19 protein-coding genes and 1 pseudogene are annotated in these 17,705 nt (G+C 53.8%); 11 read left to right on the forward strand and 9 right to left on the reverse strand.

The window, feature by feature from the left end; translation table 11 throughout:
• Positions 1-56 precede the first annotated feature (56 nt).
• On the forward strand, positions 57-401 hold the full coding sequence (locus tag EQV24_RS04385; protein WP_013096138.1) for a RidA family protein: 345 nt from the start codon (positions 57-59) through the stop codon (positions 399-401).
• 5 nt (positions 402-406) lie between these two features.
• On the opposite strand, the gene EQV24_RS04390 is transcribed toward EQV24_RS04385, so the two are convergent.
• Positions 407-589, reverse strand: a complete 183-nt coding sequence (locus EQV24_RS04390) for a YoaH family protein (RefSeq protein ID WP_008500497.1) — start codon at positions 587-589, stop codon at positions 407-409.
• 61 nt (positions 590-650) lie between these two features.
• Between EQV24_RS04390 and pabB the strand changes: the two genes are divergently transcribed.
• The 4 genes from pabB (at position 651) to EQV24_RS04410 (ending at position 5,839) form a co-directional block, all read left to right on the forward strand.
• Complete coding sequence (gene pabB / locus EQV24_RS04395; protein ID WP_130626412.1) at positions 651-1,979, forward strand: aminodeoxychorismate synthase component 1; 1,329 nt, start codon at positions 651-653, stop codon at positions 1,977-1,979.
• A gap of 3 nt (positions 1,980-1,982) precedes the next feature.
• On the forward strand, positions 1,983-2,561 hold the full coding sequence (locus EQV24_RS04400; protein ID WP_013096136.1) for a CoA pyrophosphatase: 579 nt from the start codon (positions 1,983-1,985) through the stop codon (positions 2,559-2,561).
• Positions 2,562-2,745: 184 nt separating this feature from the next.
• Positions 2,746-4,110 (forward strand): L-serine ammonia-lyase, encoded by a 1,365-nt coding sequence (gene sdaA, locus EQV24_RS04405; protein WP_038419892.1) that lies wholly within the window; start codon positions 2,746-2,748, stop codon positions 4,108-4,110.
• Between the two features lie 130 nt (positions 4,111-4,240).
• A complete protein-coding gene (locus tag EQV24_RS04410; RefSeq protein ID WP_020690838.1) occupies positions 4,241-5,839 on the forward strand; it encodes a cyclic diguanylate phosphodiesterase in 1,599 nt (532 codons plus the stop codon).
• A 6-nt stretch (positions 5,840-5,845) separates the two neighbouring features.
• On the opposite strand, the gene yoaE is transcribed toward EQV24_RS04410, so the two are convergent.
• Positions 5,846-7,405: a CNNM family cation transport protein YoaE gene (yoaE, locus tag EQV24_RS04415; protein ID WP_013096133.1), complete on the reverse strand. Its 1,560-nt coding sequence runs from the start codon at positions 7,403-7,405 to the stop codon at positions 5,846-5,848.
• 461 nt (positions 7,406-7,866) lie between these two features.
• Between yoaE and manX the strand changes: the two genes are divergently transcribed.
• From manX to mntP, 5 genes are all read left to right on the forward strand, one after another.
• Positions 7,867-8,832, forward strand: coding sequence for a PTS mannose transporter subunit IIAB (manX, locus tag EQV24_RS04420; RefSeq protein ID WP_038419895.1), 966 nt, complete (start codon positions 7,867-7,869; stop codon positions 8,830-8,832).
• A 47-nt stretch (positions 8,833-8,879) separates the two neighbouring features.
• Positions 8,880-9,680 (forward strand): PTS mannose transporter subunit IIC, encoded by an 801-nt coding sequence (gene manY, locus EQV24_RS04425; RefSeq protein ID WP_003859914.1) that lies wholly within the window; start codon positions 8,880-8,882, stop codon positions 9,678-9,680.
• 12 nt (positions 9,681-9,692) lie between these two features.
• Positions 9,693-10,544: a PTS mannose transporter subunit IID gene (locus EQV24_RS04430; RefSeq protein ID WP_006175979.1), complete on the forward strand. Its 852-nt coding sequence runs from the start codon at positions 9,693-9,695 to the stop codon at positions 10,542-10,544.
• Positions 10,545-10,598: 54 nt separating this feature from the next.
• Positions 10,599-11,057: a DUF986 family protein gene (locus EQV24_RS04435; protein ID WP_013096131.1), complete on the forward strand. Its 459-nt coding sequence runs from the start codon at positions 10,599-10,601 to the stop codon at positions 11,055-11,057.
• Positions 11,058-11,453: 396 nt separating this feature from the next.
• Entirely contained in the window at positions 11,454-12,020 is a 567-nt protein-coding gene (mntP, locus tag EQV24_RS04440; RefSeq protein WP_013096130.1) for a manganese efflux pump MntP, read from the forward strand.
• On the opposite strand, the gene rlmA is transcribed toward mntP, so the two are convergent.
• The 7 genes and pseudogenes from rlmA to mgrB all read right to left on the reverse strand — a co-directional run bounded on the left by rlmA (position 12,017) and on the right by mgrB (position 17,250).
• Positions 12,017-12,832: a 23S rRNA (guanine(745)-N(1))-methyltransferase gene (rlmA, locus tag EQV24_RS04445; RefSeq protein WP_130626242.1), complete on the reverse strand. Its 816-nt coding sequence runs from the start codon at positions 12,830-12,832 to the stop codon at positions 12,017-12,019. The two genes, mntP and rlmA, sit on opposite strands and share 4 nt — an antisense overlap.
• Before the next feature lie 67 nt (positions 12,833-12,899).
• A complete protein-coding gene (ftsI, locus tag EQV24_RS04450) occupies positions 12,900-14,606 on the reverse strand; it encodes a peptidoglycan glycosyltransferase FtsI (RefSeq protein WP_130626243.1) in 1,707 nt (568 codons plus the stop codon).
• Positions 14,607-14,836: 230 nt separating this feature from the next.
• Positions 14,837-15,046, reverse strand: a complete 210-nt coding sequence (gene cspE, locus EQV24_RS04455) for a transcription antiterminator/RNA stability regulator CspE (RefSeq protein ID WP_001062678.1) — start codon at positions 15,044-15,046, stop codon at positions 14,837-14,839.
• 12 nt (positions 15,047-15,058) lie between these two features.
• Positions 15,059-15,203, reverse strand: a pseudogene (locus tag EQV24_RS04460) (DUF2627 domain-containing protein).
• A gap of 525 nt (positions 15,204-15,728) precedes the next feature.
• A complete protein-coding gene (locus EQV24_RS04465) occupies positions 15,729-16,718 on the reverse strand; it encodes an MBL fold metallo-hydrolase (RefSeq protein WP_130626244.1) in 990 nt (329 codons plus the stop codon).
• Positions 16,719-16,741: 23 nt separating this feature from the next.
• Entirely contained in the window at positions 16,742-17,032 is a 291-nt protein-coding gene (locus EQV24_RS04470; protein ID WP_130626245.1) for a YebO family protein, read from the reverse strand.
• A gap of 74 nt (positions 17,033-17,106) precedes the next feature.
• Positions 17,107-17,250 (reverse strand): PhoP/PhoQ regulator MgrB, encoded by a 144-nt coding sequence (mgrB, locus tag EQV24_RS04475; protein ID WP_013096124.1) that lies wholly within the window; start codon positions 17,248-17,250, stop codon positions 17,107-17,109.
• A 159-nt stretch (positions 17,251-17,409) separates the two neighbouring features.
• On the opposite strand from mgrB, the gene EQV24_RS04480 reads away from it, so the two are divergent.
• Entirely contained in the window at positions 17,410-17,649 is a 240-nt protein-coding gene (locus EQV24_RS04480; RefSeq protein ID WP_013096123.1) for a YobH family protein, read from the forward strand.
• Positions 17,650-17,705: the final 56 nt, after the last annotated feature.

The raw sequence follows: 17,705 nt of genomic DNA on the forward strand, positions 1-17,705 counted from the left end.
GGCGAAACAATATGGCAGTCTTGCCGCCTGATGACGAAAGTAACGAGGAAACGTTTATGACAATTGTGCGCATTGATGCCGAAGCCCGCTGGTCTGATGTAGTCATTCATAACCAGACGCTCTATTACACTGGCGTGCCGTCCAATCTGGATGCGGATGCCTTTGAACAAACAGCTGACACCCTGGCGCAGATCGATGCGGTGCTGGAAAAGCAAGGCAGCGACAAATCGCGTATTCTGGACGCCACCATTTTCCTGGCGAATAAAGACGATTTTGCGGCCATGAACAAAGCCTGGGATGCGTGGGTGGTGGCGGGTCACGCGCCTGTACGTTGTACCGTACAGGCCACGCTGATGAAGCCGGAATACAAGGTAGAGATTAAGATTATCGCGGCTGTGTAAGCCGGTTACTCTTCATCTTCATCCTCGAAACGCGCCACGATCCGCTCGCCGGTATGGGTGGCGCGAAGTTCTTCCGCCACCTGAGAAATGGCCTGCCCGCTGCTCATCCCCTGGGACATCAGCTCCTGTATCCGCTCAACTGCTTTCTGCTGTTGCTCGTGGCTCAGAGAAGGTAAACCTGCAAACATCGTCAACTCCTGCTAAATTATTCGCGCTAATTATTTCACGCTGCCCGGTAGTATGCCACACATGAACATGCGCTTCCCCACTGTTATTACCCTGCCGTGGCGTACTGACGCCGCTGAATTCTGGTTTGCTCATCTGAGCCATCTTCCCTGGGCGATGCTGCTGCATTCCGGCCATGCGGACCATCCTTACAGCCGCTTCGACATTGTGGTTGCTGACCCGGTGCGCACGGTGACATCCGAAAACCAGCCCTCCACGCACGATCCGCTGATCAAGCTTCAGGAGGCTATCGACGAGCTGGGTTTGTCTGCCACGCCGAACCCGGATCTTCCCTTCCAGGGCGGTGCGCTGGGCGTGTTTGGCTATGACCTTGGTCGCCGCTTTGAAACGCTGCCTTCCGTTGCGAAGGCGGATATTCCGCTGCCGGATATGGCGGTGGGACTTTACGACTGGGCGCTGATTGTCGATCACCATAAACAGGTGGTCTCCCTGCTCAGCCATTCGGATGTGGAGGCACGCCTGGCCTGGCTGAACGCACAGCAGCCCGCAGCCGCGCCAGATTTCCGTCTGACCTCTGCGTGGCGTTCAAACATGACCCCGCAGACCTATGCGGAAAAATTCGCACGCGTGCAGGCGTATCTGCAAAGCGGCGATTGTTATCAGGTTAACCTTGCCCAGCGCTTCCAGGCAACGTATCAGGGCGATGAATGGCAGGCCTTTACCCGCCTCAATGCCAGCAACCGGGCACCGTTCAGTGCGTTTATCCGTCTCGATCAAGGCGCGATCCTGAGTCTTTCGCCTGAGCGGTTTATTCATCTGGCGGAAGGCAAGATCCAGACACGCCCGATTAAAGGGACCTTGCCGCGCCTGAGCGATCCGGCTGCCGACCGCCAGCAGGCGGAAAAGCTCGCCGCGTCACCGAAGGATCGCGCCGAAAATTTAATGATTGTCGACCTGATGCGCAACGACATTGGCCGGGTGGCGGTACCGGGCAGCGTTCGCGTGCCGGAGCTGTTCGTCGTCGAGCCTTTCCCGGCGGTGCACCATCTGGTCAGCACCATTACCGCACAGCTGCCGGCTTCGCGTACCCCCTGCGATCTTCTGCGCGCCGCGTTCCCGGGTGGCTCCATCACCGGCGCGCCAAAAGTGCGGGCGATGGAGATTATCGATGAGCTGGAACCGCACCGTCGCAACGCCTGGTGCGGCAGCATTGGCTACGTTAGCGTCTGCGGCACGCTGGATACCAGCATCACTATTCGCACCCTGACGGCCTGCGACGGCCAGCTTTACTGTTCCGCAGGTGGCGGAATTGTTGCTGACAGCCAGGTCGAGGCGGAATATCAGGAAACCTTTGATAAAGTTAACCGTATCCTGCAACAACTGGAGAACTGACGGGTGGAGAGAGAGAACCTGACGCTGGATGATTTTCTGTCGCGCTTTCAGCTTTTGCGGCCACAGGTGAGCCGCGAAGCGCTTAATCAACGTCAGGCGGCGGTGCTGATCCCCGTGGTGCGTCGTGAGCAGCCCGGTTTGCTGTTGACCCAGCGCTCCCCTCATTTACGCAAACATGCCGGTCAGGTCGCTTTCCCCGGCGGCGCGGTAGACAGCAGCGATGCCTCGCTGATTGCCGCGGCGCTGCGTGAAGCGCAGGAAGAGGTGGCGATCCCACCGGAGGCCGTCGAGATTGTCGGCGTCCTCCCGCCGGTGGACAGCGTGACCGGTTTCCAGGTGACGCCGGTGGTGGGCATTATCCCGCCCGGCCTGCAGTATCACGCCAGTGTTGATGAGGTGTCTGCGGTGTTTGAAATGCCGCTGGAAGAAGCCCTTCGCCTGAGCCGCTATCACCCGCTGGATATTCAGCGCCGTGGACACGATCATCGGGTCTGGTTGTCCTGGTATCAGCATTATTTTGTCTGGGGCATGACGGCGGGCATCATTCGTGAACTGGCTCTGCAAATCGGCCTGAAGCCTTGACTATACTTTACATTCCACCCTCTTTTGTCAGGTTTGCGATCGGCGTCGCGCTATTAGCAAAACCATCGTTAACCATTAGTTTAATTCATGTGAATAGTTAAGCCGAGGTCGATGTTCCCTCTTACACTATGCGCAGTTATAACATCGTTACTGGAACCCCGGTAACCCTGTCAGGAGTGTGAAAGTGATTAGTATATTCGACATGTTCAAAGTGGGAATTGGCCCTTCGTCTTCCCATACTGTTGGGCCGATGAAGGCCGGTAAACAGTTCGTCGATGATCTGGTCGAAAAAGGATTACTGGAAAGCGTTACCCGTGTCGCCGTGGATGTCTACGGCTCACTGTCATTAACGGGTAAAGGCCACCACACCGATATCGCCATTATTATGGGTCTGGCGGGCAATATGCCGGACACTGTAGATATTGATGCCATCCCGGCATTCATCCGTGACGTGGAAGCGCGCGGTCGTCTGCTGCTGGCTAACGGCCAGCACGAAGTGGATTTCCCGCAGGATGACGGGATGCGTTTTCGTAGCGACAACCTGCCGCTGCATGAAAACGGCATGACCATCCATGCCTGGAATGGTGAAAAAGAGATTTACAGCAAAACGTACTACTCCATCGGCGGTGGATTCATCGTGGATGAAGAGCATTTCGGTAAAGAGAGCACCGGCGACGTCAACGTGCCGTATCCGTTCAAATCGGCCACCGAGATGTTGGGTTATTGCAAAGAGACCGGCCTGTCGCTGTCCGGCATGGTGATGCAGAACGAACTGGCACTGCACAGCAAAAAAGAGATCGAAGACTATTTTGCAAACGTATGGCAGACCATGCGCGCCTGTATCGATCGCGGGATGAACACCGAAGGCGTGCTGCCGGGTCCGCTGCGCGTACCGCGTCGTGCCTCTGCCCTGCGCCGCATGCTGGTGACCACCGATAAATTCTCCAACGACCCGATGAACGTGGTCGACTGGGTGAATATGTTCGCTCTGGCAGTTAACGAAGAAAACGCTGCCGGTGGCCGCGTAGTGACGGCGCCCACCAACGGTGCGTGCGGTATTGTTCCGGCGGTGCTGGCTTATTACGATCACTTTATTGAACCTGTTACGCCAGATATCTACATCCGTTACTTCCTGGCGGCAGGTGCCATTGGTGCGCTGTACAAAATGAACGCTTCTATCTCTGGCGCTGAAGTAGGATGCCAGGGTGAAGTGGGTGTGGCCTGTTCCATGGCGGCCGCTGGTCTGGCTGAACTGCTGGGCGCAAGCCCTGAGCAGGTTTGCGTGGCGGCGGAAATCGGTATGGAACATAACCTGGGCCTGACCTGTGACCCGGTTGCCGGGCAGGTGCAGGTACCGTGCATTGAGCGTAACGCCATTGCGTCGGTGAAAGCGATTAACGCCTCCCGTATGGCAATGCGCCGTACCAGCGAGCCTCGCGTGTCGCTGGATAAAGTTATTGAGACCATGTACGAAACCGGTAAAGACATGAACGCGAAGTACCGTGAGACTTCCCGTGGTGGTCTGGCCATTAAGGTACAGTGCGACTAATACCTCCCCTCGCCCATCTGCAACGGATGGGCGAAATTTCCTTCTGATTCTCGTCGCCTTTCACTTTCCCCACTACACTTTCACTGTTGCGTCTGGCTTTTGGGGCTGGAGGTGTATCAGGCGACCGTTCATGCAAACCGCACAAACGATCATTAAAAACTATCGCCGAAAACGCGTTATCGTCTGCGTGACGGTTGCGCTCCTTACGCTCATCCTGACGTTGGGCATTCGATTTATTTCACAGCGCAATGTTAATCAACAACGCATTGTCGATTTCGCCAGCCATACCGTTCGCTCACTTGAAAACGTCCTGCTTTCTCTGGATAACCGCCGACCGGAGTTGTTGGGTCTTGTCGGCCAGCCGTGCCCGCAGGCGCATCTGACTCTGCGTAAGCAGGCCGCCATTTTACAGACCGTCCGCTCGATTACCCTGATTAAAGAGGGGATCCTCTACTGCTCCAGTATTTTTGGCAGTCGCGCCGTCCCGGTTCATGAATTATTTCCCGAACTGCCGTCAGGTCTGCCAAAACTGATTTTATCGACCGATAAGTGGCTGCTTAAAGGCAGCCCTATTCTTATCCAGTGGCACCCGACGTCACAACGCGGTGAAGAGGGGGTGATGGAGGTGATCAATATCGATCTCATCACCAGAATGATCCTTGAGCCGCCCCGCCCGCTTATCACTGACGTGGCGTTAACCGTGGGAGATCGCTCTTTACGCTACGGTCAAGGTATTACCGACGCGCTGAAGTTTAATGAGGCTGACTCGCGAATAGAGGAAGTCTCTACACGCTTTCCATTTACCATCACGGTCAGTGGGCCGGGTCCTGGCGCGCTGGCACTTAAAAGCCTGCCGGCACAGCTGCCGCTGGGGTTAATGCTGAGCCTGGTTCTGGGGTATCTGGCCTGGCTGGCCACAGCAAACCGGATGAGCTTCACGTGGGAAATCGATATGGGGATTGCGGCGCGGGAATTTGAGCTGTTCTGTCAGCCGCTGGTGAATGCCCGTACGCAGGAGTGTATCGGCGTGGAAATTCTTCTGCGCTGGAACAACCCGCGTCAGGGTTGGATCTCCCCGGAAGTGTTCATCCCCCTGGCAGAAGAACATAACCTGATTGTTCCCCTGACGCGCTACGTGATTGCCGAGACGGTACGCCAGATAGGCTATTTCCCCTCCCACCCGGGCTTTCACATCGGTATTAACGTGGCGGCCAGCCACTTCCGTCACGCCGTGCTACTTCAGGATTTGAACCGTTACTGGTTCAGTGCAAACCCGAGCCAGCGGCTGGTTATCGAACTTACCGAGCGTGACGCGCTGGTCGATGCAGATTATCGCATCGTGCGCGAGCTGCATCGCAAAGGGGTCAAACTGGCTATCGACGATTTTGGTACCGGGAACAGTTCGCTCTCCTGGCTTGAAAAGCTTCATCCTGACGTACTGAAAATCGACCAGTCCTTTACCACCGCCATTGGAACCGATGCCGTGAACTCAACGGTGACAGATATCATTATTGCGCTGGGTCAGCGGCTGAATATTGAGCTGGTTGCGGAAGGGGTCGAAACGGAGGAGCAGGCGCGCTACTTACGCCGACACGGTGTTCATACTCTGCAGGGGTATTTCTATGCGCGGCCGATGCCGCTGCGGGATTTTCCACAATGGCTGGCGGAGAGTTCACCTCCGCCAGCGCATCATAACGGGCACATCGTGCCCTTAATGCCGTTGCGTTAAGAAGCGTTACTCATCTTCGTCGTGCACGGATTGCTCTTTAACAATACGCACCATATCAACGCGATAGTCGTTGGCTTCAACAATGGTAATGCTCAACGGGGGCAGTTCGATCACATCCCCCACGCGCGGGATCTGCCCGTTCACGGCGATGACCAGACCGGCCACGGTGGCAATGTCTTCTTCATCGTTGACCACGTTTTCCAGCCCCAGCGTATGCGAAAGCGCGTGCAGGTCAGTGGTACCTTTCACCAGCCAGCCTTCACCATCGGCCACGATTTCCGGTGTTTCGTCCTCATCCGGGAACTCACCGGCAATGGCTTCAAGCACGTCCAGCGGCGTGACCAGCCCCTGCACCACACCGAACTCGTTGGTGACAATCACGAAGCTGCCGCGGGCACGGCGCAGAACGCCAAGCAGGTTGATGGGGTCCAGCGTTTCCGGTACCACGATAGCCGGTGAGGCGGCGGCGATGGCTTCGACGTCAACGCCCTCTTCCAGCGCGACCAGCATCTCTTTGGCACGCACGACACCGATGATCTCATCCAGCTCACCACGACACACCGGGAACAGGCTGTGCGGTGAAGAGAGCAGCTGCTGACGAATTTCATCAACGCTCAACCGGGAATCTACCCAGCTGATCTCGCCGCGTGGGGTCATGATGCCGCGTAGTGAACGGGAGGCCAGGGAGAGAACGCCGTTAATCATATAACGCTCTTCTTCCACAAATGCCCCTTCCGGCACCGGAACCGGGTTACGGTTCTCGGTGTCACTCTGCACATTCACCTGACGGCGACCGCCCATCAGGCGCAGGATGGCATCCGCGGTGCGGGCACGCAGCGGCTGATTGGACTGCTGCTTAATAAAGTTACGGCGTGCAATCTGGTTAAACAGTTCGATCAGGATCGAGAAGCCAATCGCGGCATACAGATAACCTTTCGGAATATGGAAACCGAAACCTTCCGCAACGAGGCTCAGACCGATCATCAGCAGGAAGCTCAAACACAGCACCACGACCGTCGGATGTTGGTTCACAAAGCGGGTCAGCGGTTTAGACGCCAGCAGCATAACCGCCATGGCGATAACCACCGCCGCCATCATCACCGGGAGATGGTTCACCATACCCACCGCTGTGATCACCGCATCAAGCGAGAAGACAGCATCCAGCACCACGATTTGCAGCACCACAACCCAGAAGCTGGCATAGCCTTTGCCATGACCATCGTCGTGCTGACGGTTCTCCAGCCGCTCGTGCAGTTCTGTCGTTGCTTTAAAGAGCAGGAATATCCCACCGAGCAGCATGATCAAATCGCGGCCAGAGAAGGTGAAATCCATGACGGTAAAGAGCGGTTTTGTCAGGGTCACCATCCACGAGATCACGGACAGCAGCGCCAGACGCATAACCAGCGCCAGCGAGAGGCCGATCAGACGCGCTTTATCACGCTGTTTTGGCGGCAGTTTGTCCGCGAGGATGGCAATAAACACCAGGTTATCAATGCCGAGAACGATCTCCAGCACCACCAGCGTGAGCAATCCCACCCAGATTGACGGGTCCATTAAGAATTCCATGACAAGCTCCTGCTAAAGGAATGACGAAACGGTGCCCCACTCAATGTGGGCAAAACAGCGGTAAACAGAGTCGATACGTGGCGAGGATCGCCGGTGAAAAAGGCGCGAAGTGGCCTGATAGATGACTGACGTCGGTGACGGTCCATATAGTGGGCTGTAGCCCTATACTCCTGATCAATTAAACGGAGGCTAAACATATCAGAGACATTACGTTTTTAGCAAAGATTTACGTTCCTTTGCAAAAACGTGAAAAGGCAGAATTTGTGTTGAGTAATTTCTGATTTTCGAAACCTAAATTACGGATCTTCATCACATAAATTATTTTTTCACTATCTAAAATAATTCGCGTAAGTCTGAGCTTTTTTAACTCTAACCCTTATCTGAATCGATTCGGTTCGCCAATACGATTCTCAGTACGTCTGCCTGGCAGAGGTATTAATGATAATAAAAGGAGGTAGCAAGTGACCATTGCTATTGTCATAGGCACACATGGTTGGGCTGCAGAGCAGCTACTCAAAACAGCAGAGATGCTGTTGGGCGAGCAGGAAAACGTCGGCTGGATCGATTTCGTTCCCGGTGAAAACGCCGAGACGCTGATTGAGAAATACACGGCTCAACTGTCGAAGCTGGATACCAGCAAAGGCGTGCTGTTTCTCGTTGATACATGGGGCGGCAGCCCGTTCAACGCTGCCAGCCGCATTGTCGTCGATAAAGAGCACTATGAAGTTGTCGCCGGGGTCAATATTCCGATGCTGGTGGAAACCTTCATGGCACGCGACGACAATCCGGCTTTTGATGAGCTGGTTGCCCTGGCGGTCGAAACCGGTCGCGAAGGCGTGAAAGCGCTGAAGGCACAGCCGGTTGAGAAACCCGCACCGGCGGCTGCCGCGGCACCGAAAGCCGCTGCCCCCGCAAAACCGATGGGCCCGAACGATTATATGGTGATTGGCCTTGCGCGCATCGATGACCGTTTAATTCACGGCCAGGTGGCAACGCGCTGGACTAAAGAGACCAACGTTCAACGTATTATCGTGGTCAGCGACGAAGTGGCCGCCGACACGGTGCGTAAAACCCTCCTCACCCAGGTTGCTCCTCCGGGCGTTACCGCGCACGTGGTGGATGTCGCCAAGATGATTCGCGTCTATAACAACCCGAAATATGCCGGTGAACGCGTGATGCTTCTGTTCACTAACCCGACAGACGTCGAACGCATTGTTGAAGGCGGCGTGAAAATTACCTCCGTGAACATTGGTGGTATGGCTTTCCGTCAGGGCAAAACGCAGGTCAACAACGCGATTTCAGTCGATGCGAAGGATATCGAGGCATTTAACAAGTTGAATGCTCGCGGTATTGAACTGGAAGCCCGTAAGGTTTCCACGGACCCGAAACTGAAAATGATGGATTTGATCGGCAAAGTTGGGAAATAAGCCCGCGCCGGTTTTTCACATAAAGATTATGCAATAGGAGAAGTACAATGGAGATTACCACTCTTCAGATTGTGCTGGTGTTCATCGTCGCGTGTATTGCGGGTATGGAATCCGTACTTGATGAATTTCAGTTCCACCGCCCTCTGGTGGCCTGTACGTTGATTGGCGCCGTTCTCGGTGATATGAAAACCGGTATCATCATCGGTGGTACCCTGGAAATGATCGCCCTTGGCTGGATGAACATCGGTGCGGCGGTTGCGCCCGATGCCGCGCTGGCGTCCATTATTTCAACTGTGTTGGTCATTGCCGGTCATCAAAGCATCGGTGCCGGTATCGCTCTGGCAATTCCGCTGGCTGCCGCAGGCCAGGTACTGACCATTATCGTTCGTACTATCACCGTGGCTTTCCAGCACGCGGCGGATAAGGCGGCCGAAAACGGCAACCTCACGGCGCTCTCCTGGATCCACGTCTCGTCCCTGTTCCTGCAGGCGATGCGTATCGCTATTCCTGCCGTTATCGTCGCTATCTCCGTAGGCACCAGCGAAGTTCAGGGCATGCTCAACGCCATCCCTGAAGTGGTCACCAGCGGTCTGAACATCGCCGGGGGTATGATCGTGGTGGTTGGTTATGCGATGGTCATCAACATGATGCGCGCAGGCTACCTGATGCCATTCTTCTACCTGGGCTTCGTAACCGCGGCGTTCACCAACTTCAACCTGGTTGCTCTCGGTGTGATTGGTGCGGTAATGGCAATTCTCTACATCCAGCTCAGCCCGAAATATAACCGCGTTGCGGGTGCCCCAGCGCAGGCTGCTGGTAATAACGATCTCGATAACGAACTGGACTAACAGGTGAGCGAAATGGTTGATATGACTAAAACTACCCCTGAGAAGAAACTCACTCCGGGTGATATTCGTGGCGTGTTCATCCGTTCTAACCTGTTTCAGGGTTCATGGAACTTCGAACGTATGCAGGCCCTGGGCTTCTGCTTCTCCATGGTACCGGCGATCAAACGCCTATACCCGGAGAACAACGAAGCACGTCGCCAGGCGATTAAGCGTCACCTGGAATTCTTTAACACCCATCCTTACGTAGCGGCACCGGTACTGGGCGTTACCCTGGCGATGGAAGAGCAGCGTGCAAACGGCGCAGAGATCGACGATGGTGCCATCAACGGTATTAAAGTCGGTCTGATGGGTCCGCTGGCAGGCGTAGGTGACCCGATCTTCTGGGGTACCGTTCGTCCGGTCTTTGCAGCGCTGGGCGCGGGTATCGCGATGAGCGGCAGCCTGCTCGGTCCACTGCTGTTTTTCATCCTGTTCAATGCGGTGCGTCTGCTGACCCGTTACTACGGCGTGGCGTACGGTTACCGTAAAGGGGTGGATATCGTTAAAGATATGGGCGGCGGCTTCCTGCAAAAACTGACAGAGGGGGCGTCAATCCTCGGCCTGTTTGTGATGGGGGCGCTGGTTAACAAGTGGACGCACGTGAACATCCCGCTGGTGGTTTCAACCATCACCGGACAGGATGGGCAAACCCGTGTGACCACCGTGCAGACCATCCTTGACCAGTTGATGCCTGGCCTGGTGCCGCTGCTGTTGACCTTCGCCTGTATGTGGCTGCTGCGTAAGAAAGTGAACCCGCTGTGGATCATCGTTGGCTTCTTCGTCATCGGTATCGCGGGCTACGCTGTCGGTCTGTTGGGCCTGTAAAGCTTTATGTTATACGCCGGGGGCTTGCCCCCGGTTTTTTTATCTGGAGGATGAATGACTGTCACGGACACCGTACTGGTTTTGTTTATTGTTGCCCTTCTGGCTTACGCGATCTATGACGAGTTCATTATGCCTCGCCGCCACGGCGAGACGCTGCTGACCCTTCCCCTCTTACGCCGTGGACGCATTGATGCGTTTATCTTCGCCGGGCTGGTGGTCATCCTGATTTACAATAACGTGACCAGCCATGGTGCAATATTAACCACATGGTTATTATGTGCGCTGGCATTAATGGCGATTTACCTGTTCTGGATCCGTTCGCCAAAACTCATTTTTAAAAAACACGGGTTCTTCTTTGCCAATGTCTGGATAGAATATAACCGCATTAAAGAGATGAATTTATCTGAAGACGGGGTGCTGGTGATGCAATTAGAACAGCGCCGCCTGCTCATTCGGGTCAAAAATATAGATGACCTGGAAAAGATATACAAATTACTCATTAAAACTCAATAAGTTATATTTATAGCATCGGCTATATTCCGTGTTAACGTTGCTCACGAAATATAGCCATAGCTATATTCCATTCTTTTTATCCTTCCTATTTTTTAACGCTATTTTTACGAATAAATCTAAATGAAAATCGTTATCAACAAGATAATAAAATAATACCCCCGCTGTTGTTGTTTTATATTCTCAAAATATGTTAAGGTTGCGCCCGTCGTTGGGGAGTAGCTAATTTCCTGTACTCAGGAAATGTACGTGTCAACATACTCGTTGAAAAACGTGGCGCGTACGGATCGTTTTCTGCACATCATTGTGTGACGGTCAGGCGAGACCATAGATACATCAACTGCTGTTTACTGGGGGCAGTGATGTGTCATATGGATTTCTCCCGGTCTGGACGCTTGTATGAACATCTCCGCCACCATTCTTCTCGCTTTCGGCATGTCCATGGATGCTTTTGCTGCTTCCATCGGAAAAGGTGCCACACTCCATAAACCAAAATTTTCTGAAGCGCTGCGCACAGGTCTGATTTTCGGTGCTATCGAAACCCTGACGCCGCTTATCGGCTGGGGCCTGGGTATGCTGGCCAGCCAGTTTGTACTGGAGTGGAACCACTGGATTGCGTTTGTGCTGCTGGTGTTTCTCGGCGGACGAATGGTGATTGAAGGATTCCGTGGCAACAGCGATGAAGATGAAGAGCCTCAGCACCGCCACGGGTTCTGGCTGCTGGTCACCACCGCAATTGCCACCAGCCTTGACGCGATGGCCGTCGGTGTTGGTCTGGCCTTCCTGCAGGTGAATATCATTGCCACCGCGCTGGCCATTGGTTGCGCCACACTGATTATGTCCACCCTGGGCATGATGGTTGGCCGTTTTATCGGCCCGCTGCTGGGTAAGCGAGCCGAGATCCTGGGCGGGATCGTGTTAATCGGTATTGGTGCCCAGATACTCTGGGCACACTTCGCGGGTTAACCTTCGCGCTGCCAGCAGTGGATGCTGAAATCCGTCTGGCAGCGAAACGTGGCCTGTGCAGCCAGCGTCTCCCGGACAGCCGGTTTTGCCCGCCAGGCAAACGGCGTCATTTGCAGTAACGCCACGCCTTCATCCCCTGTCAGATCCATCTCATATGCTACGGTTTCTTCCTGCCTGAGCACAAAACCAGCCAGTTGTTCTGAATGGGGAGCATGCAGGCGAACCTCGTCATAAATCAGCCCTTTCAGCTCCATCAGATGACGTGGTCCTGGCGTGACGGTTATCACCCACCCGCCGGGTTTCACCACCCGGGCCAGCTCTTCTGCCTTACAGGGAGCATAAATACGCACAACGGCATCCATGCTGGCATCTTCAAACGGCAGCCGGTGGCTTGAGGCCACGCAGAACATCACCCCCGCGTAGCGTTTTGCCGCTGCGCGGATCGCCGCTTTCGACACGTCCAGACCCGTCGTCTGCGCGCCCTTCCCGGCGGCAATCTCGGCAAACCTTGCGGTGTAATACCCTTCACCACAGCCGATATCCAGCAGAGCGGAGGCACTCTGCGTCAGCGTGTGGTCCAGCAGCTGCGCGACACTCTCCCTTAGCGGCTTGTAATGTCCGGCATCCAGAAATGCACGTCGCGCCTGCATCATCTCTGCGCTGTCGCCCGGATCGCGGGAGCGTTTATGCTGCACCGGCAGAAGATTCACATACCCCTCTTTCGCCATATCAAACTGATGTCCCTGCGGACACGCATAACTTTTCTCAGAACGCGTCAGACGCGCGTGACAAAGGGGGCAACTGAAGGGCATGACAACTCCGGGGCATAAATCAAAGGGCGAAGTGTACCGCTATTCGCCCCGTTATAAAACGCCAGGGTTAACGCATGACGATAAGGTGGCCGGAATCAGCCGGCAGGCCATCCGGTTTCACGTTCTCCAGGCGCAGCACATTCCCCATGATCTCACTGAAAACGGGCGCTGAAACGGCACCACCATAATAGGCACCGTTCTGCGGATCGTTTATGACTACCACCAGCGCAAAACGCGGGTCGCTGGCAGGCGCAACGCCTGCGGTATAGGCGACATACTTATCGACGTACTTGCCACTGTCATCAATCTTTTTCGCCGTACCGGTTTTGACCGCCACCCGGTAATCCCGTACGGCGGCCTTCACTCCTCCACCGCCCGGAAGCGCCACGCTTTCCATCATGTGTTCCACTTCATGGACAATCTTTTCTGGCATGACTCTGTGGCCTATCACCGGCGGGTCGATACGGGTGATCGAGAGCGGGCGCTCAAGCCCATACCCGCCAATGGTGGCGTAGACATGGGCCAGTTGAAGGGGCGTCACCATCAGGCCGTAGCCGAAGGCAAAGGTTGCCCTGTCGAGTTGACTCCAGAATTTACGCTGCGGCAGTAACCCTGAGCTTTCGCCCGTTAAACCCAGCCCGGTATTGGTGCCAAAGCCAAAGTTCCGGTAGGTATCGATAAGATGCTGGATGGGCATCGCCAGAGAGAGACGGGAAACACCGGTGTCGCTCGATTTTTGCAGGATCCCGGTCATCGTCAGTTCCGGATAGTAACCCACATCACGGATACGGTGACCGTCAAGAGTATACGGATGGGTATCAATGACGCTGTCCGGTTGCACCAGCCCCTGCTGCAATGCCGTCATCAGAACCAGCGGCTTAACGGTGGAGCCGGGTTCGAAGGTATCGCTAATGGCACGATTACGAAAATCGTTTAACGTTGCACCTTCACGGTTGTTCGGGTTGAAATCGGGATAGCTCGCCATGGCGAGTATTTCCCCTGTGGGGATATTGATCAGGACCGATGCACCCGACTCGGCTTTATTCCAGGCCACCGCATTATCAAGCGCGTCCTCGGTGATGGTTTGCAGCCGCTCGTCAATGCTCAACTGGATATTATGCGCAGGAACGGGCGCCACTTCGGTCAGGTTTTCCACCACGCGTCCATAGCGGTCCTCCCTCACCTGCCGGACCCCGGCCTTCCCCATCAGCTGCGCGTTGAAGCTCTTCTCTACGCCTTCAATCCCCTGACCATCAATATTGGTAAAACCGATAAGGTTTGCGGCCACATGACCTGCCGGATAAAAACGCCGGGACTCATCGCGCAGGTTGATGCCCGGCAAATTGAGTTTATCGATCCACTGCGCCTGAGCAGGATCCACCTGACGGGCAAGGTAAATGAAGCGCCCCTGTGGATTGCTGTTAATGCGCGATGCCAGCGTGCTAAGGGAGAGATGCAGCGCACTGGCCAGCGCCTGCCAGCGGTCATCAAACCCAACCCCACCTTTTGCCAGCACCGTTTTGGGGTCGGCCCACACGGCCCTGACGGGCACACTCACCGCCAGCGGACGACCTTCACGGTCCATGATCATGCCACGCGGTGCATCAATCGCCACCTCACGCAGCGATCGCATATCTTCCTGTTTTACCAGATTGTCAGGTTTAATAATCTGCAGCCAGGCAACGCGTCCCAGTAAAAATGCCAGGCTGCAAAAAATAGCAAAACAGAGCAGAGCAAAACGTGCCGGGGTGAAACTGCCGGCACTCGGTATCATTTTCTTCTTCACCTGAACCCCAGGGCTGTTGAACAACGCCCTGATTTAACGGGAAAAGCCGCTGTGGAGGGGGGAAAACAGTGCTAATAATCTCGTAGCTTTGCAACAAGGTACTAACAGACACAGGGATGGTAATATTTTGAAAGATAAGGCATATAAAAAAGCCCCGCGTTTGCGAGGCTTTATGTCTGAGATTGAAGTGCTACGCGCTTCAGTCAGCAGCGGTTCGATCAGATAGCAGTTACGTTAACTGCAGCTGGGCCTTTCTGGCCGTCCTGAATTTCGAACTCAACGTTCTGGCCTTCAGCCAGAGTTTTGAAGCCGTTACCCTGGATTGCAGAGAAGTGTACGAACACGTCTTTGCTGCCGTCAGCAGGAGTAATGAAACCAAAACCTTTAGACTCGTTGAACCACTTAACTTGACCTTTAATCTTTGCCATTTGCAAAATTCCTTAGAGTGTTTTCTTAGCCCGCAGGCATTGACTGAGATAAAACTGAGACATTACTGCTTGAGGCACTAATATAAGGTTCGGCAGAGAAGCGGTATTCAACGACAACGTGTTTACTCAGGACTTCTTTACTGAAAATGCCACACATAAACAGAACTGTACCTCGTTTGACCCAAAACGTGTTATCACACACTATGTTTAATATGGCAAGCCATTTTTAAACATGTCTCGATCCGCCGCACAAATTCGAACACAGCCTGTAAGGATTTGCACATTTATGCTTACCGCATACAAACCAGTCCTCGTCCTTATACAGACTCAACGTTGCTTTCACACCCGCTGTAATCAAAGACTTTTTTAACATAGCTCAATCATTACAATGCGTCCAGCAACCTACGAAAGAAAGCCGGAAACAGTGATTGATTTAGAACATTTTGTGAAAAGTTATGCTCAAATCATTGTAACGCAACTGTATTGTTACAAAGAAAATACACAGCTAATAAGCCCGGCCAAACTGTGTTAAAAATCACCAGATAATAAAAACGTTATGCACCAAAATAATGAAATTTTTATGACTCTGCCTCAAAAGAAGGCAAGCAAAACGTTTCGATAAAAATAAAACATTAGATAGTGGCTTTAATAGCAGAATATATGCAACAAATCATCGCTTCGCTTACAAGGATAAATATTCACCAATTTTCAGTATCCTGAAGGAATTATTAACCGGTGCTAAATTAACAAGCGCGTCAGTTAACTCTCTGATAGGTTCATCCAGTGATTCATCCGCTAGTTCAAACACCCCCCAGTGAATGGGAAAGGCTAAGGGACTTCCCAGTTGCTGCCACAATGCGACGGCAGATTGCGGATCCATATGGTGTACCGCCATGAACCATCTTGGTGCATAGGCACCAATTGGCAATGCGGCGGCGTCGATCTTGCCCAATCGTTCCGGGATCAAAAGCAGCTCCGGAGAGTAACCCGTATCGCCGCTAAACCAGAAACGGCGGTGTCGTCCCTCAAAGACCCAGCCACACCACAGAGAGCGATTGCGGTTCCAGAGTGTTCGCATGCTCCAGTGCTGTGCCGGAACGGCGGTCAGGGTTATCCCCTGCCAGGTGATACTCTGCCACCAGTCCAGCTCAACGATGCGCCTTGCTCCCCGGCGGCGAAACCATTGTGCAAGTCCTAACGGCACGAAGAAACTGACGTCGGGAAAGCGCTTCAGGATACGGCGAATGGTCGCGTCATCAAGGTGATCGTAATGATTGTGGGAGATAACCACTGCATCAAGCTGCGTGAGTTGTTCCACAGAGAGAGCGGGAGGCGTTCTGCGCAGGGGCCCCAGGAACGGTACGGGAGAGGCGCGTCGGGAAAACACCGGGTCGGTGAGAAGAGTATTGCCGTCCATTTGCAGCAGCATACTCGCATGCCCCAGCCACCATACCCCATCTTCATGAGGTTGATTAAGCGACACGGGCTGCCACCACTGGCGGATAAAGTCGTCATAACCGAGCGCAGGAGGTTTGGGCAAACCGGCTTCTTTACGCGCTTTACGCCAGCGCTCAAGGTCGCCGGGCTGATGCCCAACGGGACAGGTATTCTGAAAACCGTTCGGTGTGTGATGCTTCAGGGAGGCGTCATACCAGGGATTTTTCCAGACCACGACCACCTCCCAGGTCAGAAAGATTAACGCTCTGCCACCAGACGGATAAAGTCGTCTTTGTCGTCGCTCTCTTCCGCAGCCACCTCTTTCGCCGTCTCTTTCTCTTCCGGTTCGTTGGCCTCACAGAGACGGCGTAACAGCGCATTCTGACGCTTTTGCTGATCGAGCAGCGCTTCCAGCAGTTCGATCTGCTCGTTCGTCCGGGAGCTCGCACGGTTCACGAAAAACCAGATGACAAGTCCCACCAGCAAAACAACGACAGAAACCATCAGGGATGCCATATTCAGCAGCCCTGAATTCAGTAACTCACCCATTTCACCACCTCAATAAAAACACGCATTTTACCACTGGCGCGAAGGAAGGAAATCACCTTAAGAAAAAATGCCTGTTACCACGGAATAAACTTATTGATTGCGCAAACGCCGCTAAAAAACTGTACATCCTGATCGCACATCACATTGATCGTCTGCGTCCACAACACCACGCATGCAATCAGCACGATAACCAGAATTACCCAGCGTATTTTTTTCACTCCACACTCCGTCTTAACACCTGTTGCATACAGGTTATCACGGTTATCTTAAACAAGGACTAACTGTAACGCCTGTAAGCCCTTTTCAGAATCATGCACTTGTTTCATAGAGTAAACCGTTTAGTCTTGAGGCATGACAACAAAGATAAAGAGGCAATGATGCATTTAATCATTCGAACAATTATTGCACTGGCCGTAGTATGGATTGGCCTTTTATTAACCGGATATGGCGTGCTTGTGGGGAGCACCGAAAACGCAGCTGGATTAGGTATCCAGTGTAAATACCTGACTGCCCAGGGAATGAGCACCGCCCAGTACCTGCATTCTGATAGCGGGATCATCGGTTTAACCAACTGCCCGGTTCTGCGTAAAACTTCTGTCGTCATTGATAACGGTTAATTACCCTTTTTTACGACCGATAAAAAACGCCGCAATGTCTGCGGCGTTTTTTATGC

Origin of the sequence: Enterobacter sp. A8, from assembly GCF_004296595.1 — a bacterium.
GTDB classification, from domain to species: Bacteria; Pseudomonadota; Gammaproteobacteria; order Enterobacterales; family Enterobacteriaceae; genus Enterobacter; species Enterobacter cloacae.

Coding starts and splice junctions, on each gene's coding strand:
- EQV24_RS04385 (WP_013096138.1), top strand. CDS start 57: ATGACAATTGTGCGCATTGATGCCGAAGCCCGCTGGTCTGATGTAGTC.
- ftsI (WP_130626243.1), bottom strand. CDS start 14,606: ATGATACCGAGTGCCGGCAGTTTCACCCCGGCACGTTTTGCTCTGCTC.
- rlmA (WP_130626242.1), bottom strand. CDS start 12,832: ATGCCCTTCAGTTGCCCCCTTTGTCACGCGCGTCTGACGCGTTCTGAG.
- EQV24_RS04410 (WP_020690838.1), top strand. CDS start 4,241: ATGCAAACCGCACAAACGATCATTAAAAACTATCGCCGAAAACGCGTT.
- EQV24_RS04470 (WP_130626245.1), bottom strand. CDS start 17,032: ATGGGTGAGTTACTGAATTCAGGGCTGCTGAATATGGCATCCCTGATG.
- EQV24_RS04390 (WP_008500497.1), bottom strand. CDS start 589: ATGTTTGCAGGTTTACCTTCTCTGAGCCACGAGCAACAGCAGAAAGCA.
- EQV24_RS04480 (WP_013096123.1), top strand. CDS start 17,410: ATGCATTTAATCATTCGAACAATTATTGCACTGGCCGTAGTATGGATT.
- yoaE (WP_013096133.1), bottom strand. CDS start 7,405: ATGGAATTCTTAATGGACCCGTCAATCTGGGTGGGATTGCTCACGCTG.
- EQV24_RS04430 (WP_006175979.1), top strand. CDS start 9,693: ATGGTTGATATGACTAAAACTACCCCTGAGAAGAAACTCACTCCGGGT.
- EQV24_RS04435 (WP_013096131.1), top strand. CDS start 10,599: ATGACTGTCACGGACACCGTACTGGTTTTGTTTATTGTTGCCCTTCTG.
- pabB (WP_130626412.1), top strand. CDS start 651: ATGAACATGCGCTTCCCCACTGTTATTACCCTGCCGTGGCGTACTGAC.
- mntP (WP_013096130.1), top strand. CDS start 11,454: ATGAACATCTCCGCCACCATTCTTCTCGCTTTCGGCATGTCCATGGAT.
- cspE (WP_001062678.1), bottom strand. CDS start 15,046: ATGGCAAAGATTAAAGGTCAAGTTAAGTGGTTCAACGAGTCTAAAGGT.
- manY (WP_003859914.1), top strand. CDS start 8,880: ATGGAGATTACCACTCTTCAGATTGTGCTGGTGTTCATCGTCGCGTGT.